This is a genomic window from Variovorax sp. YR216 (assembly GCF_900107745.1).
Classification (GTDB): Bacteria; Pseudomonadota; Gammaproteobacteria; order Burkholderiales; family Burkholderiaceae_C; genus Variovorax.
Genome location: NZ_FNRO01000004.1, coordinates 169,251 through 184,483, shown reverse-complemented (window position 1 = coordinate 184,483; position 15,233 = coordinate 169,251). Strand labels below are relative to the sequence as shown.

Below are 15,233 nucleotides of genomic sequence, written 5' to 3'. Positions count from 1 at the left end.
TGTGCTCTCCCCTGGCAATGCCGAGGTTGACGCCGACGGTGCGCGGATCGTCATAATTCCAGATGCCCTCAAGCCCGCCGTCCTCGACGCCTTTCAGCACATCCGGCGCGCCGCAGGCGATCGATTCGCCGGACATGCGCCGCGCGGGCCGCGACTTGTTGTCCCTGGCGCTGATCGATGCGCGCAACCACACGCTGCATCTGCTGTCGCTGTACGAGCAGGCGCTCGGCTCCGCGACGCTCGCGATGCCGCGCGCCGAAGGTGTCGATCCGCCCGTCTGGCTCGCCGGGCAGATCGGCTGGTTCGCCGAATGGTGGATCGCGCGCAATACCCAGCGCGCATTCGGCGCCGAGTGCCCGGTGCGCCCCACGCGGCTCGCGGCCATCGAGCCGAACGCGGATGCGTGGTGGAACCCCTCGCAGGTTCCGCTGGCCGACCGGTGGTCGCCGGACATGCCCGATCTCGCGCAGACCAAGGCCTACCTTCTCGAAACGCTGGAAATCACGCTGGAACTGCTCGAGCACGCCGCGGAGACGGATTCGGGGCTCTATTTCTACCGTTTGGCGCTGTTTCACGAAGACATGTGCGGCGAGCAGCTCGTCGTGATGGCGCAGACGCTCGGCCTGCGGGTGGGCATCGAACTGCCGCCGGCAGCGGTCAGCCGCCAGCCGCTGCTGATGCCGGCGACGGCGTGGGAGCTTGGCATGGCCGGGCCGGGTTTTGCATTCGCGCAGGAATGCGGCGCGGAGCACGTCGACGTGCCCGAGTTCGAAATCGATTCGCAGCCGGTCACCTGGAGCCAGTTCGTCGAGTTCGTCGACGACGGCGGCTACGACCGACCCGAGCTGTGGCGCCCTGAAGGGCAGGCGTGGCTCGCCGCCCAGATCGAAGGACGGCGCGGTCCGCGCCACGTCGAGCAGATCGGATCGACGCGCGAAGGCGGCGGCTCGGTGCTCCAGCAGCGCTTCGGCCGGACGGTGCGCGCCGCGGACAACCAGAGCGTGGTGCATGTGAGCTGGTGGGAGGCCGATGCCTGGGCACGCTGGGCCGGCCGCCGGCTGGCGACGGAGGTCGAATGGGAGATCGCGGCGCACACCGCGATGAACCGCGGCTTCCGTTGGGCGGATGTGCACGAATGGACGGCGGGCACGCTGCGGCCGTGGACGGGCTTCCGCGTCGATCCGTGGAGCGACGGAACTGCCTTCGATCCGCAACCGGCCTTCGGGCGTGCGCGTGTGCTGCGCGGCGCGTCGTTCGCGACCCGTGCGCGGTTGCGTTCACCCAAGCGCCGGGGCTTTGCGATGCCCGATCGCGACGACGGTTTCTTCGGCTTCAGGACCTGCACGCTTTGAGCGCTGCCGGCTCCGGTCTCAGCCCGACTTCTTCGGCTTGAAGTTCCACCACGGCAGGAGCCGGCTCAGCGACTGCACGTTGCCGCTGTCCGCGTTCTCGTAGCCCGGCAGGGTGCCCAGCTGATGCTGCCAGGCCTTGCCGCGCAGCAGCGTCAGCAGGGCCTGGATCGCCGGCTGATCCAGCGCGGTCTTGAGGCAGGCGAGGTGATAGCGCTCGTGCACCAGCGGGACGAAGCCCAGGCCCATCGCACGCGCGGCCGAGTCGATGCCGAGGCCCGCATCGACCTGGCCTGACGCGATCGCGTGCGCGACCGCGGTGTGCGAAGGCTCGTTGTGCGCGTAGCCCGTGATGGCGCCGGCATCGAGCCTTTCGCGTTCGAGCAGTTCATCGAACAGAACGCGCGTGCCGGTGCCCAGCGGGCGGTTGACGTATCGCACGCCGCGTCCGGCCACGTCCTGCAGGTTCCGAAGTCCCAGTGGATTGCCGGCCGCGACGATCAGCCCCTGTGTGCGCCGCGCAAAGCCGACCAGCTTGTGCAGGCCTGGCTTGAGCAGCGGCTTGTAGGTGCGCTGCGCGAGCGATCCGTTCGGCGAATGTTCCAGCGTGTGGAAGCCCGCCATCACGCAGCGACCCTGGTTCAGCGCGCTGATCGCGTCGACGCTGCCGGTGAAGCGGATGTCGAGCTGCAGGCGCGCCGTGGCCGCCGCGTGGCCGCGAAGAAGGACCAATGCATCGTCGTGGCTTGCGTGCAGGCTCAGCACGTGCGTGCTGTCGTCGAAGGCGAGCGCGAAGGCGCGTTCGAGATCGGCGTGCAGCGCTTCGATCTGCGGCGCAAGCCGCGCCTGGGCCTGTCGCTCGGCCCACAGGAGCTTGTCGCCGAACTCCGAGAGCTGCGCCGAGCGACCCTGCTCGCCGGTGACCAGCGCATGACCGAGCAGGTCTTCCCAGCGCCGCAGCTCGCCCCACACATGGCGGTATGAAAAGCCCAGTGATCGCGCCGCCGCCGAGATGGAGCCGTGCTCCCGCACCGCGTGCAGCAGTTCCATGAGCGGGTTGCGGATCAGCGCGCGACCGCTTCGGCGGGGCGCGATGGCATAGGAGAGTTCGATCTGGTGCACGGAAGGCGGCGGGAGGGGGAAGGCGGCATCTCGGAGCCCGGAGGATTATGCAAATGCAATCCCTGACTTATGAAATTGATTGCATAAGTCGCGGTCGCAAATTGCTACACACTGCCCCGCGTTTTGCTTTCACCCACGAATGAACACTTTCACAGACAGCATCGTCGCCGCAGGCGAACTCCTCGTTTCGGGCGATCCGGTATTGCTGGCGATCGTCGGCCGGTCACTCGCGGTCAGCGCGTCGGCGTGCGTGCTCGCCTGCGGCCTTGGCCTCGTGCTGGGCGCATGGATCGCGGTCACGCGATTCGCGGGACGCGCGCTGCTGCTCACCGTGCTCAACACGCTGCTCGCACTGCCTTCAGTGGTGGTCGGGCTGGTGATCTACCTCCTGCTTTCGCGCTCGGGGCCCCTGGGGTTCCTGGGCTGGCTGTTCAGCTTCAAGGCGATGGTGCTGGCGCAGACCATCCTCGTGCTGCCCGTCGTCACCGCGCTGACGCGGCAGACCATCGAGGATGCCGATCGCGCACACGGCGAGCAGTTGCGTTCGCTCGGCGCCGGCCCGTTCGCGCGTGCGCTGCTGCTCGTCGCGGACGAGCGCTATGCGTTGGTCACGGTCGTGATCGCCGCCTTCGGCCGCGCGGTGTCGGAAGTCGGCGCGGTGATGATCGTTGGCGGCAACATCGACGGCTTCACGCGCGTGATGACCACCGCCATCGCGCTCGAAACCAGCAAGGGGGACCTGCCGCTGGCGCTCGCGCTCGGCTTCGTGCTCCTGGGCGTGGTGCTGGTGCTCAACCTCGTCATCGCGGCGCTTCGGAGCTGGCGCGAGCGCGTCGACGGCGGGGCGGCCGATCCTGCGGTCACCCGCCATCTGGAGGTGACGTCGTGAGCCGGTTCGCGAGCTCCGAGCCGCTTTTCAGCCTGCACGACATCGACGTGCATTTCGGTCGGGTGCAGGCGCTGTCTGGCACGACGCTGTCGATCGATGCGGGCGAGCGTGTCGCGCTCATCGGCGCGAACGGCAGCGGCAAGAGCACCTTGCTGCGCGTGCTGCACGGGCTGGTGCCGCATTCGCGGGGCGCATTCGTCAGCCGTGTCTCGCGCCGCCGGCAGGCGATGCTGTTCCAGCGGCCGCACATGCTGCGCGCCAGCGTGCGCAACAACGTCGCGCTCGCGTTGTGGCTGCGTGGCGCGCCGTGGGCCAACGCGCAGCGCGAGGCGACGGTGGCGCTCGCGCGCGTGGGCCTCGCCGACCTGGCAGACCGCAATGCCCGCACGCTCTCGGGTGGCCAGCAGCAGCGGATGGCGCTGGCGCGTGCATGGGTGCTGCAGCCGGACGTGCTGCTGCTCGACGAACCGACAGCCAGCCTCGACCCGACCGCCAAGCGCGACGTCGAGGCGCTCATCGCCGATGCGGCGCAAGGACGCACGCTGGTGTTCGCCAGCCACAACCTGGGGCAGGTCAAGCGGCTCGCCAGCCGCGTGATCTATCTCGAGCACGGCCGGCTGCTCGCCGACCTGCCGGTCCACGATTTCTTCAACGGGCCCTTGCCCCGCGAAGCGCGTCTGTTCGTCAAAGGAGAATTGGTATGACGCTCACCCCCATGCGCCTTCGGCGCTCCCCCTCTCCGGGGGCAATCCCGGCGGCCCGGCCAAGCCGGTTCTGCGGGATTCCCCGGCTTGGCCGCGTCGGTCTGCATGCGTTGATCGGCTCGGGCGCGATCGTTCTGTCGGTGGCTGCGCATGCCGAGACCATCACCATGGCCTCGACCACCTCGACCGAGCAGTCCGGCCTCTTCGGCCATCTGCTGCCGGCGTTCAAGCAGGCCACCAGCATCGACGTGAAAGTGGTCGCGGTCGGCACCGGGCAGGCCATCGACATGGCCAGGCGCGGCGACGCCGACGTGCTCTTCGTCCACGACACGGCGGCCGAGGAGAAGTTCGTCGCCGAAGGCTTCGCGGCCAGGCGCTTCCCGGTCATGTACAACGACTTCATCCTGATCGGCCCCAAGAACGATCCGGCCGGAACGAAGGGCAGCGACATCGTCGCAGCGCTCAGGAAGATCGCCGCCGCCAACGCGCCCTTCGTCTCGCGCGGCGACAAGAGCGGCACCGACGCCGCCGAGCGCCGCCTGTGGACGCAGACCGATCTCGCCGAAGCCGGCCAGCCGGTGCCGGGCGAGAGGAAGGGCACGGGCTACAAGGAATGCGGCTGCGGCATGGGGCCGGCGCTCAACATCGCGGCGTCGACCGGCGCCTATGTGCTGGCCGACCGCGGCACCTGGTTGAGCTTCAAGAACCGCGCTGACCTCACGGTGCTGGTGGAAGGCGACAAGCGCCTGTTCAACCAGTACGGGGTGATGGTGGTGGGCCCGGCGAGGTTTCCGCAGCTCAACAGCGCGGGCGCGCAGAAGTTCGTCGATTGGGTGATTTCGCCGGCGGGGCAGTCGACCATCGCTTCGTACAAGATCGGCGGGGAGCAGCTGTTTTTTCCAAACTTCAAATGACCCCCAGCCTCGCCCACTTCGTGTGGCTCTGACACCCCCTTGCAGGGGGCAACACCGGCGGCCCGGCTGAGCCGGTTCCGCGGTGTTTCTGGCATTGATTGGAAGCTATCGGTCCACGGGGAGGTAAAGGCTTTCTTTCACCTCTTCCATCACCACGTAGCTGCGCGACTCGGCCGTGACGGGCAGCTTCTTGAGCAGGTCGCCGAGGAGGTTGCGGTAGTCGCTCATCGCGCGCAGACGGGCCTTGATGAGGTAGTCGAAGCCGCCTGAAACGAGGTGGCATTCCATGACCTCGGGCACGTGCATCAGCTCCTTGCGCACCTTGTCGAACACATCGCCCGACTTGGACGAGAGCGTGACCTCGACGAACACCAGCAGCGTCTTGCCGAGGGCCTGCGGATCGACGCGCGCGTAGTAGCCGGTGATGACGCCTTCGCGCTCCATGCGGCGCACGCGCTCGGAGCAGGGAGAGGTCGACAGGCCGATCTGCTCGGCCAGATCGGTCATCGAAATGCGCCCCTGGCGCTGGAGGATGTCGAGGATTTTCCGGTCTGTCCGGTCGAGGTCGGTCATTTCACTCCTTGAGGCCTGAAAGCGGCAAAAAATCAGCAAAAACAACTGTCGATCGTTCTGATTTCAGCGAAGTTTACGGCGATCTTGAGAATACGCTTGACGCATTTCCTGCACTGAATGGGTTTTGCGATGAAAGTGATTGTTCTGGGTGGCGGCGTCATCGGTGTCACGACCGCGTACTACCTCGCCAAGGCCGGTGCCGAGGTGACCGTGCTCGACCGCCAGAGCGGGCCCGCGCAGGAAACCAGCTTCGCCAATGCCGGGCAGGTGTCGCCCGGCTATTCCACGCCATGGGCCGCGCCGGGCATTCCATTGAAGGCGCTCAAGTGGATGTTCCAGAAGCACGCGCCGTTGTCGATCCGTCCTGACGGCACGCTGTTCCAGCTGCGCTGGATGGCGGCGATGCTCAAGAACTGCTCGCCCGATCGCTACGCGGTCAACAAGGAACGGATGATGCGCGTGGCCGAATACAGCCGCGACTGCCTGCGTGCACTGCGTGCCGAAACCGGCGTGCGCTACGAGCACCGCACCCAGGGCACGCTGCAGCTCTTTCGCACGCAGGCGCAGCTCGATGCGGTGCAGCGGGATGTGGCGGTGCTCGAAGAGTGCGGCGTGCCTTATGAATTGCTCGGTCGCGAACAGCTTGCTTCGGTCGAACCGGCACTCGCGCGCACCGGTGATCTCCTGGCCGGCGGCCTGCGGTTGCCGAACGACGAGACCGGCGACTGCAATCTCTTCACGAAGGGTCTGGCCGATGTGGCGCGGGGCCTGGGCGTGGACTTCCGCTTCGATCAATCGGTCGATGGGCTCGTCACCCAAGGCGGCCGAATCACCGGCGTGCGTCTTTCGGACGGACAGGTGCTCACCGCCGACCGCTTCGTGCTCGCCTTCGGCAGCTACTCGCGCGAGTTCATCGCGCCGCTGGGGCTCGACATTCCGGTGTATCCGGTCAAGGGCTACTCGCTGACGGTGCCGCTGGTCGATCCTGCGCTGGCGCCGCAATCCACCGTGCTCGACGAAACCTACAAGGTCGCGGTGACGCGCTTCGACGACCGCATCCGCGTCGGTGGCATGGCCGAACTCGGCGGCTTCGACCTGCGGCTCAATCCGCATCGCCGCGAGACGCTGGAGCGGGTCGTGACCGATCTCTTCCCGGGCGGCGACCTGCCGCGCGCCACCTTCTGGACCGGCCTGCGTCCGATGACGCCCGACAGCACGCCGATCATCGGCGCGACGCCGTATGCCAACCTGTTCCTCAACACCGGCCACGGCACGCTGGGCTGGACCATGGCCTGCGGTTCCGGCAAGGTGGTCGCCGACCAGGTGATGGGCCGGCGTCCGGACATCCGCACCGACGGCCTCTCGGTCGATCGCTACCTCGCGCCGGCTTCCGGCGGACGTCGCATCGTGCGCCCGGCAGGCGTGCCCGCATAACCTCCCGCGTCATCGACCGGCGGCGCTCCCGCGGCGACCATTCCTTCACCCCGCGCTGTTGCGGGTGTTGAACACCGAAAGGACTCGCCATGAACACCGCCATCCCCGATGCCAAGCAGGTCGCCGAGCAATACATCGCCGTCTGGAACGAGACCGACGAGGACCGTCGGCTGAAACTGCTCGAAACGCATTGGACCGACGACGCGCGCTACGTCGATCCGATTGCGCAGGCCAGCGGGCGCACGCAGATCAACGCACTCGTCGGCGGCGTGCATCAGCGCTACCCGGGGTTCCGCTTCGCGCTCAAGGGCCGCGTGGACGGACACGGCGACCAGCTGCGCTTCTCATGGACGCTCGGCCCGAGCGGCGCGGAGGATCTCATTGAGGGCACGGACTTCGTGCTGCTCGAAGCGGGCAAGCTGCAAGCCGTCACCGGCTTCCTGGACAAGCTCCCGGCCGGGGCCTAATTAGTGCTTCGCGGCGGCAGCCTGTTCGAGCTCGCGGCGAATGTCCGCCGCACTGCCGGGCCGCACCACACGCCCGACCTCCAGGCCGTCGCGCATGAAGACCAGCGTCGGCCAGAGCTTGATGCCGAAGGATCGTCCGAGCGGTCGTCCGCTGGCGTCCTCGACCTTGAGATGGCGCAGGTGCTGCGCATCGCGCAGCGCCTCGTTGATCGCCGGCTGGGCCGCCTTGCAGATGCCGCACCAGTTGGCGCCGAATTCGACCAGCGTGAGACCGGGCATCGCGTCGACCTCGGCGCGGGAAGGTTGTTCGGTTGCGTAGGAACTCATCGTCTGATTCTGCTTGAGCGCCTCGAAACGCGCTCGTCCGACGCCGGCGGCCCGCCGCGTGGGAGTCAGCTGACCAGCCTGCCGTTGGTGCTGATCACCGCGACGTCGACGAACTGGTTGCCTTCCCGGTTGGTCTTGCCGAAGTTGATCTTCACGCCGCCGAGGTCGTAGGCCTCGATGCGCTCCAGGCCGGCGAGCACCGAGGCGCGCGTCGGCGCCGGGCCGGCGCGACGCAGGCCTTCGGCCAGCACGGCGGCGTCCATGTAGCCTTCCAGGCTCGGCAGCGAAAACTCCTTGGTGCCGTTGGCGATCATGTCGGCCTGGTAGCGCCGCACGATCTCGAACTTGGTCGCATACGGCGAGGGCACGACCATCGCGAAACCGAGGCCGTGCGCGAGGTCGCCCATCGCGCTGAGCGAGCCGGCCGTGATCGAGAGGCCGTAGCAGCTGCTCTTGCCGCCCGCCGCGCGCAACGCCTTGACGAAGGCCGGCGCGGTGCCGGCGAGGCCGATGATGACGATCTGCGGGCTGGCTTCGGCGATCTGCCGCGCTGCCGGCTCGACTTCCATGCTGGTGGTGCCCGGCGTGCTCGCGACCACCGCCGGTTCGAGCTTGGCCCTGGCCAGCGCCGCCTTGTAGCCCGCGAGCAGCGACTGGCCGAGCGGGTCGTTCGAATACACGATGCCGATGCGCGACTGGCCGAGCACCGCGGCGGTGGCGATGAGCTTGTCGATTTCCTGGTCGTAGTTCGCACGCACCCAGAAGGTGTTCGGATTCGCCTTCTTGCGCAGCGACACGGTGCCGGTGTTCGGCCCCACCACCGCCATGCCCGGAACCGCATCGCTGACCTCCGCCGTCTGGCGCGTGCCGAGCGGGTGCAGGATGGCCAGCATCGCGCTGTCCGCCGCGAAGGAGAGGGCGTTGGCCTTGGCGAGGTCGGGCTTGAACTGGTCGTCGGCCATGACCAGCTCGACCTTCGTGCCATTGATGCCGCCCGCGCGATTGAGGGCGTTGAAATAGGCGCTCGAGCCGAGGAACAGGCCGGTTCCGTTGGCCTTCTCGACGCTGCTGTTGTCGAAGGTGGCGCCGATCCGCAAGGTCTTGGCTTGCGCGAAGACCGGCAATCCGAGGCCGGCGACGGCAGCGGCGCCCGCCAGCCGGCCGATGACTTGGCGACGCGTCGGCTTCGGCGACAGGTCGAAGGTGCGGGCCTTGGAATCACTCATGGTCGACGTCCCCAGGGCATGCCGGCAAAGAGGCATGCGGAAGTTTTAACAACTTCTAACAATAGCAACAAAGTGTAAATACGTCCATCCGGGCGAGTTCCGGAGCGGCCTGCCGTTTCGTGGCAAACCGCACGAACGCGGCGGGCGAATTCAGCCGGCGCGGCGGCTGCGGGGAAGCTTGCGATAGACGGTCGCGCGGCTGATGCCGAGCGCACGCGCGGCCTCGGCGACGTTGCCGCGCGCCTCGTCGACCGCCTTGCGGATCAGCGCGGTTTCGACGTCCCTGAGGCGCGACCGGCCGCCGCCTTGCGAAGGTGGTGCCGGCTGGGTGGCGAGTTGCGCGCGCACGTGCACGCGCAGGCCGGACCACAGCGGCACTTCGATCACCGCATCGCCGCGCCGCGCCGCGTCGAAGAGCATCTGCGGCGGCAGCGCGAAGAGATCGTTGCAGTTCAGCGCGAGCCCGGCGCCCAGCGGTTGATGGAGCATGTGCCGCGCCGCTGCGTTGGCGCCGGTCACATAGCCGTCCGCGTCGATGCACAGCAGGCCCTCGGCATCGGCGCCCGGCGCGCAACCCGGCCAGCCGATGCGCAGGCGCAACTCGCAGGGATGCCGCTGGAGCAGCGCGTTCTCGATGCTGCGGGCCGACAGGGCGGCCAGATGCCGCAACTCGGGCCGCTCGACCACCTGCACGCCGGTCAGGTCCAGCATGCCGATGCATTCCCCGAGCGGACCGAAGAGGGGCGCACCCGCGCAGCTGTAGACGCTGGTGTCGTCGAAGAAATGCTCGCCGCGATGCAGCCAGACCGATTCATGCTCGGCCAGCGCCGCGCCGATCGCGGTGGTGCCGACCGCGTGTTCCGACAGGTCGACGCCGATGCGCGCGATGTCGCGCGCATGGCGCGCGGCCGGATCGCTGCCGCCGGGCAGCGCGCCGACATCGACCACGATGCCGTCCGCGTCCGTGAGGATCGCGAAGTAGCGCGTGTCGGCAATCGCGCGCGAGAGCCGCTCGATCACCGGCCGCGCCGCCGCGACCAGCGCGCGGTTGCGCTCCGCGACCCGCAGCGCGGCCTGCGCCGACACCGGGTCGAAGCTCACGCGTTCTCCGGGCTGCCGCCCGGCCGCGAGGCAGCGCTGCCACGAGCGCAGCAGCCATGGCTCGACCCGCGCGCCTGGGGCGGCGACTGGCTCGCCGTCGATCCATTCCCGCCGTGCCTGGGCGATGGAGATGGAACGCTCTGGCAAGGGCGAGGCGAGGGATGCGGTCATCGTGCGGGGTCCGGGCCTGAATGGCACCTGTTGGGGCGGCTGCCTTGCCAACCGGCAAGCTGTTTCATTTTGAGAATTTCAAGTGCCCCACGCAAGCGGCTAGGGTTTTGCCTAGGGTTCCGGTCAGGTGCGGCGTCCAAGATTCAAGTGGCCGAAAACAGCCATCTCTTACTTTTACAACGGAGACAGCCACATGCAGGTTTCTTTCACGGTCAACGGCCGCGATGTCACGGTCGACGCGCCTCCCAACACCTTCCTGGTCCAGGCGCTGCGAGAGCACCTCCATCTCACCGGCACGCACGTGGGCTGCGACACCGCGCAATGCGGCGCCTGCACCGTCCATGTCAACGGGCGCGCGGTGAAGTCCTGCAACGTGCTGGTCGGGCAAGTCGCCGGCGCGAAGATCACGACCATCGAAGGCGTCGCGCAACCCGACGGCACCATGCACCCGATGCAGGCGGCCTTCAAGGAGTGCCACGGCCTGCAATGCGGCTTCTGCACCCCGGGCATGGTGATGAGCGCCATCGACCTGTGCACCTATCACCCCAACGCGAGCGAGACCGAGATCCGCGAGCTGCTCGACGGCAACCTGTGCCGCTGCACCGGGTACCAGAACATCGTCAAGGCGGTCCAGATGGGCGGCAAGGCGATGGCCGAGCCCGCCAAGGCCGTGGCCAACGTCTGAGGAGAAAAGTCATGGGTGCATCCGACTTCTCCAGCCTGCCGCACATCGGCGAGGCGCTGCGCCGCAAGGAGGACTACCGCTTCCTCACCGGCGCCGGCCAGTACACCGACGACGTGACGCTCGCCAACCAGGCGCATGCGGTGTTCCTGCGTTCGCCGCACGCGCACGCGAACATCAAGTCCATCGACACCGCGGCCGCGCTCAAGATGCCCGGCGTGGTCGGCATCTTCACCGGCAAGGACATCGACGGGAAGATGGGCGGCCTGCCCTGCGGCTGGCTCATCAACAACCCGGACGGCACGCCGATGAAGGAGCCGCCGCATCCGATCCTCGCGATCGGCAAGGTCCGCTATGTGGGCGACCATGTCGCCATGGTCGTGGCCGAGACGGTCGAACAGGCGAAGAACGCCGCCGAGGCGATCGTGGTCGACTACGAGGAGCTGCCCGCGCTGGTCAGCGTGGCCGACGCCGCGAAGAAGCAAAGCGGGGTCGTCATCCATGAGCAGGCGCCGGACAACCAGTGCTACAAGTGGGCGATCGGCGACAAGGCCGCGGTCGACGCCGCATTCGCGAATGCGGCGCATGTGACCAAGCTCGATCTCGTCAACAACCGGCTCGTGCCCAATGCGATCGAGCCGCGCGTCGCGATCGGCAGCTACAACCGTGCGAACGACGATTACACGCTCTACGTCTCCAACCAGAACCCGCATGTCGAACGCCTGCTGATGACCGCCTTCGTGCTCGGCCTGCCGGAGCACAAGGTGCGTGTGATCGCCCCCGACGTGGGCGGCGGCTTTGGCTCGAAGATCTATCTCTATGCGGAAGACGTGGCCCTGACCTGGGGCTCGAAGCAGCTCAACCGCAACATCAAGTGGACAGCGGAGCGCTCGGAGTCCTTCCTCTCCGACGCGCATGGCCGCGACCATGTGAGCCATGCCGAGATGGCGATGGATGCCAATGGCAAGTTCCTTGCGCTGCGCGTGCATACCGATGCGAACCTCGGCGGCTACCTGTCGACCTTCTCGACCGCGATACCGACCATCCTCTACGCGACGCTGCTCGCCGGCCAGTACGCCACGCCGCAGATCTACGTCGAGGTCGATGCGTGGTTCACCAACACCGCGCCGGTTGATGCGTATCGCGGAGCGGGCCGGCCCGAGGCCACCTACCTGCTCGAGCGCCTCGTCTCGCGCTGCGCGTGGGAGATGAACCTCGGCCAGGACGAGATCCGCAAGCGGAACTTCATCACCAGCTTCCCGTACCAGACGCCGGTGGCGCTGCAGTACGACACGGGTGACTTCCACGCCTGCATGGACAAGGCCAGGACGCTGGCCGACGTGGCCGGCTTCGCGCAGCGCAAGTCCGCGAGCGAGTCCAAGGGCAAGCTGCGCGGCATCGGCTACTCGAGCTACATCGAGGCCTGCGGCATTGCGCCGTCGAACATCGCGGGGGCGCTCGGCGCGCGCGCGGGCCTGTTCGAATGCGGCGAGATCCGGGTGCATCCGACCGGCAGCGTGACGGTGTTCACCGGCTCGCACAGCCACGGCCAGGGCCACGAGACCACCTTCGCGCAGGTGGTGGCTGCGCGCCTGGGCATTCCCGTCGAGAACGTGGACGTGGTGCACGGCGACACGGGTCGCGTGCCCTTCGGCATGGGCACCTACGGCTCGCGCTCGATCTCGGTCGGCGGCGCGGCGATCATGAAGGCGCTCGACAAGATCGAGACAAAGGCCAAGAAGATCGCGGCGCACCTGATGGAAGCGAGCGACGCCGACATCGAGTTCGCCAACGGCGAATTCACCGTCAAGGGCACCGACAAGAAGATCCCCTTCGGGCAGGTCGCGCTCACCGCCTACGTGCCGCACAACTACCCGCTCGACAAGCTGGAGCCGGGGCTGAACGAAACAGCCTTCTACGACCCGACGAACTTCACCTTCCCGGGCGGCACCTACATCTGCGAGGTCGAGGTCGACAAGCAGACCGGCGAAGTCAAGGTCGACCGCTTCACCGCGGTGGACGACTTCGGCACCATCATCAATCCGATGATCGTGGAAGGGCAGGTGCTCGGCGGGCTCGTGCAGGGCATCGGCCAAGCGCTGATGGAAAACTGCGTCTACGACAAGGAGACCGGCCAGCTCCTCACCGGCAGCTTCATGGACTACGCCATGCCGCGCGCCGACGACTTCCCGATGTTCAAGCTCGATACCGTGTGCACGCCCTGCACCCACAACCCGCTGGGCACCAAGGGCTGCGGCGAGGCGGGCGCCATCGGTTCGCCGCCGGCGGTGATCAACGCCGTGCTCGATGCGCTCGCGCCGCTCGGCGTCAAGGACTTCGACATGCCGGCATCGCCCTACCGCGTGTGGGAAGCGATGCAGAAGCAACCCTGAACACGGAAAGGTCAGAAAACCATGTACGCCTTCACCCTCGAACGTCCCACCACCCTGGCCGATGCGGTCAAGCTCGCCGCGGCCGGCGCCAAGCCGCTTGCCGGCGGCCAGACGCTGCTGGCCTCGATGAAGCTGCGGCTTTCCGCCCCCGAGCAACTGGCCGACCTGAGCGGCGTCAAGGAACTCGCCGGCATCAGCAAGTCGGGCGATGCGCTCGTGATCGGCGCGATGACGCGGCATCTCGATGTCGCGAACAATGCCGACGTCAAGGCCGCCTTCCCGGCGCTCGCGTGGCTCGCCGATCACATCGGCGACCGCCAAGTGCGCGCGATGGGCACCATCGGCGGATCGGTCGCCAACAACGATCCGGCGGCCTGCTACCCGAGCGCGGTCCTCGCGACCGGCGCGACGGTGGTCACCACCCAGCGCGAGATCGCGGCCGACGATTTCTTCCAGGGCCTCTTCACCACCGCGCTGACCGATGGCGAGCTGATCAAGGCAATCCGCTTCCCGATCCCGAAGCGCGCCGCCTACGAGAAGCTGCGCCAGAAGGCGTCGAACTTCCCGCTCGTAGGGGTCTTCGTCGCGCAGTTCGACAGCGGTGTGCGCGTCGCGGTGACCGGTGCGGGCAACGGCGTGTTCCGGCACGCGGGGCTCGAGCAGGCGCTCAGCAAGGCCTTCACGCCGGAATCGGCGGCGTCGGTGAAGATCGATTCGAGCGATCTGAACAGCGATCTGCACGCATCGGCCGCGTACCGCGCAAACCTGATCGGTGTGCTCACGCAGCGAGCAGTCGCCAAGGCGTTGGGGTAAGGCTTCCGGTAGCCGCCTTGCGGCTGCGGGGGACCTTCTCCCCGCAGCCCGCTCGCGCGCGCCGACGCGCAATGCCAAGAGCCCTTAAGCTGCTCAGATGACCGATCAAGACACGCTTCCGGCGGCTTCGCCGTTCTCTTCCATCGACGCCGTCGTGCAGGCGCTGCAAGGCGCCGGCTACTACGCGGACCGGCGGCTCGCCACGGCGGTGTTCCTTGCGCTCAAGCTCCAGCGGCCGCTGCTGCTCGAAGGCGAGCCCGGCGTCGGCAAGACCGAGCTGGCCAAGGCACTGTCGACCGCGCTCAGCCGCGAGCTGCTGCGGCTCCAGTGCTACGACGGCCTCGAACAGCGCGAGGCGCTCTATGAATGGAACTACGCCGCGCAGTTGTTGCATATGCGCGCGGCCGAAGCGCAAGGCATTTCCACCGATGTCGAATCGGAGGTCTACCAGCCGCGCTACCTCATCCGCCGCCCGCTGCTGCAGGCCCTGCAGGCGCCGGCGCCCGGCGCGGTGCTGCTGATCGACGAAGTCGATCGCGCAGACGAGCCCTTCGAGGCCTTCCTGCTGGAGTACCTCGGCGAATACCAGGTCAGCATTCCCGAGCTCGGCACCATTCGCGCGCTGGTGCCGCCGGTCACCATCCTCACCAGCAATCGCACGCGCGAACTCAACGATGCGGTCAAGCGCCGCTGCCTCTATCACTGGCTCGACTATCCCGAGCGGGAGCGCGAACTCGCGATCGTGCGCGCACAAGTGCCGCAGGCGAGCGCCACGCTCTCCGAGCAGATCGCGAACTTCGTCGGGCGGCTGCGCAGCACGCCGTTCGCCAGCGCGTTCCAGCGCGGCCCCGGTATCGCCGAAAGCGTCGAATGGGCGAAGGCGCTGGTCGCGCTCGACACTATCGAGCTCGACCCCGAGATCGTGGTCGACACCGCCGGCATCCTCTTCAAGCAGCGCGACGACGTGGCCGCGCTGACGCACGCGATGGCGACGGATCTCCTCAAGCCCGCGGAAGAGGCTGCTCCTTGAACGATGCCGTCCACCAGCTTGGCGACGCACGCCGCGGC

The 15,233-nt window shown here is 67.7% G+C and carries 15 protein-coding genes; 10 read left to right on the top strand and 5 right to left on the bottom strand.

Features of this window, described 5'->3' with window-relative positions:
* Positions 1–62 precede the first annotated feature (62 nt).
* Entirely contained in the window at positions 63–1,352 is a 1,290-nt protein-coding gene (locus tag BLW05_RS14165; protein ID WP_093163451.1) for an SUMF1/EgtB/PvdO family nonheme iron enzyme, read from the top strand.
* An 18-nt stretch (positions 1,353–1,370) separates the two neighbouring features.
* Here the strand turns inward: BLW05_RS14165 and BLW05_RS14160 are convergent, their stop codons facing one another.
* Complete coding sequence (locus BLW05_RS14160) at positions 1,371–2,471, bottom strand: substrate-binding domain-containing protein (RefSeq protein ID WP_093163449.1); 1,101 nt, start codon at positions 2,469–2,471, stop codon at positions 1,371–1,373.
* A gap of 139 nt (positions 2,472–2,610) precedes the next feature.
* On the opposite strand from BLW05_RS14160, the gene BLW05_RS14155 reads away from it, so the two are divergent.
* Genes BLW05_RS14155 through BLW05_RS14145 form a run of 3 tightly spaced genes read left to right on the top strand, consistent with a single transcriptional unit; the run spans position 2,611 to position 4,978 of the window.
* Entirely contained in the window at positions 2,611–3,360 is a 750-nt protein-coding gene (locus tag BLW05_RS14155; protein WP_093163448.1) for an ABC transporter permease, read from the top strand.
* Positions 3,357–4,064 carry an ABC transporter ATP-binding protein gene (locus BLW05_RS14150; RefSeq protein WP_143044831.1) on the top strand — a complete coding sequence of 236 codons (708 nt, stop codon included), beginning with the start codon at positions 3,357–3,359 and terminating at the stop codon, positions 4,062–4,064. Before BLW05_RS14155 ends, BLW05_RS14150 begins: the two co-directional genes overlap by 4 nt.
* Positions 4,061–4,978: an ABC transporter substrate-binding protein gene (locus tag BLW05_RS14145; protein WP_256330295.1), complete on the top strand. Its 918-nt coding sequence runs from the start codon at positions 4,061–4,063 to the stop codon at positions 4,976–4,978. The genes BLW05_RS14150 and BLW05_RS14145 overlap by 4 nt, the downstream gene beginning before the upstream one ends.
* Before the next feature lie 105 nt (positions 4,979–5,083).
* On the opposite strand, the gene BLW05_RS14140 is transcribed toward BLW05_RS14145, so the two are convergent.
* The gene (locus BLW05_RS14140; protein WP_093163446.1) at positions 5,084–5,551 is read right to left on the bottom strand and encodes a winged helix-turn-helix transcriptional regulator; all 468 of its coding nucleotides are present in this window, start codon (positions 5,549–5,551) and stop codon (positions 5,084–5,086) included.
* Positions 5,552–5,680: 129 nt separating this feature from the next.
* On the opposite strand from BLW05_RS14140, the gene BLW05_RS14135 reads away from it, so the two are divergent.
* Positions 5,681–6,985 carry a D-amino acid dehydrogenase gene (locus tag BLW05_RS14135; RefSeq protein ID WP_093164050.1) on the top strand — a complete coding sequence of 435 codons (1,305 nt, stop codon included), beginning with the start codon at positions 5,681–5,683 and terminating at the stop codon, positions 6,983–6,985.
* A gap of 89 nt (positions 6,986–7,074) precedes the next feature.
* Complete coding sequence (locus BLW05_RS14130; protein WP_093163445.1) at positions 7,075–7,452, top strand: nuclear transport factor 2 family protein; 378 nt, start codon at positions 7,075–7,077, stop codon at positions 7,450–7,452.
* Here the strand turns inward: BLW05_RS14130 and BLW05_RS14125 are convergent, their stop codons facing one another.
* The 3 genes from BLW05_RS14125 to BLW05_RS14115 all read right to left on the bottom strand — a co-directional run bounded on the left by BLW05_RS14125 (position 7,453) and on the right by BLW05_RS14115 (position 10,277).
* Positions 7,453–7,779, bottom strand: a complete 327-nt coding sequence (locus tag BLW05_RS14125; RefSeq protein ID WP_093163443.1) for a thioredoxin family protein — start codon at positions 7,777–7,779, stop codon at positions 7,453–7,455.
* Between the two features lie 65 nt (positions 7,780–7,844).
* Complete coding sequence (locus BLW05_RS14120) at positions 7,845–9,005, bottom strand: ABC transporter substrate-binding protein (protein WP_093163441.1); 1,161 nt, start codon at positions 9,003–9,005, stop codon at positions 7,845–7,847.
* Positions 9,006–9,155: 150 nt separating this feature from the next.
* Positions 9,156–10,277, bottom strand: coding sequence for a helix-turn-helix domain-containing protein (locus BLW05_RS14115; RefSeq protein WP_093163440.1), 1,122 nt, complete (start codon positions 10,275–10,277; stop codon positions 9,156–9,158).
* A gap of 193 nt (positions 10,278–10,470) precedes the next feature.
* Between BLW05_RS14115 and BLW05_RS14110 the strand changes: the two genes are divergently transcribed.
* The 4 genes from BLW05_RS14110 (at position 10,471) to BLW05_RS14095 (ending at position 15,195) form a co-directional block, all read left to right on the top strand.
* Complete coding sequence (locus BLW05_RS14110) at positions 10,471–10,962, top strand: (2Fe-2S)-binding protein (protein ID WP_093163438.1); 492 nt, start codon at positions 10,471–10,473, stop codon at positions 10,960–10,962.
* 11 nt (positions 10,963–10,973) lie between these two features.
* Entirely contained in the window at positions 10,974–13,352 is a 2,379-nt protein-coding gene (locus BLW05_RS14105) for a xanthine dehydrogenase family protein molybdopterin-binding subunit (protein WP_093163437.1), read from the top strand.
* 21 nt (positions 13,353–13,373) lie between these two features.
* Positions 13,374–14,165 carry an FAD binding domain-containing protein gene (locus tag BLW05_RS14100; RefSeq protein ID WP_093163434.1) on the top strand — a complete coding sequence of 264 codons (792 nt, stop codon included), beginning with the start codon at positions 13,374–13,376 and terminating at the stop codon, positions 14,163–14,165.
* A 97-nt stretch (positions 14,166–14,262) separates the two neighbouring features.
* On the top strand, positions 14,263–15,195 hold the full coding sequence (locus BLW05_RS14095) for an AAA family ATPase (protein WP_093163433.1): 933 nt from the start codon (positions 14,263–14,265) through the stop codon (positions 15,193–15,195).
* Positions 15,196–15,233 lie beyond the last annotated feature (38 nt).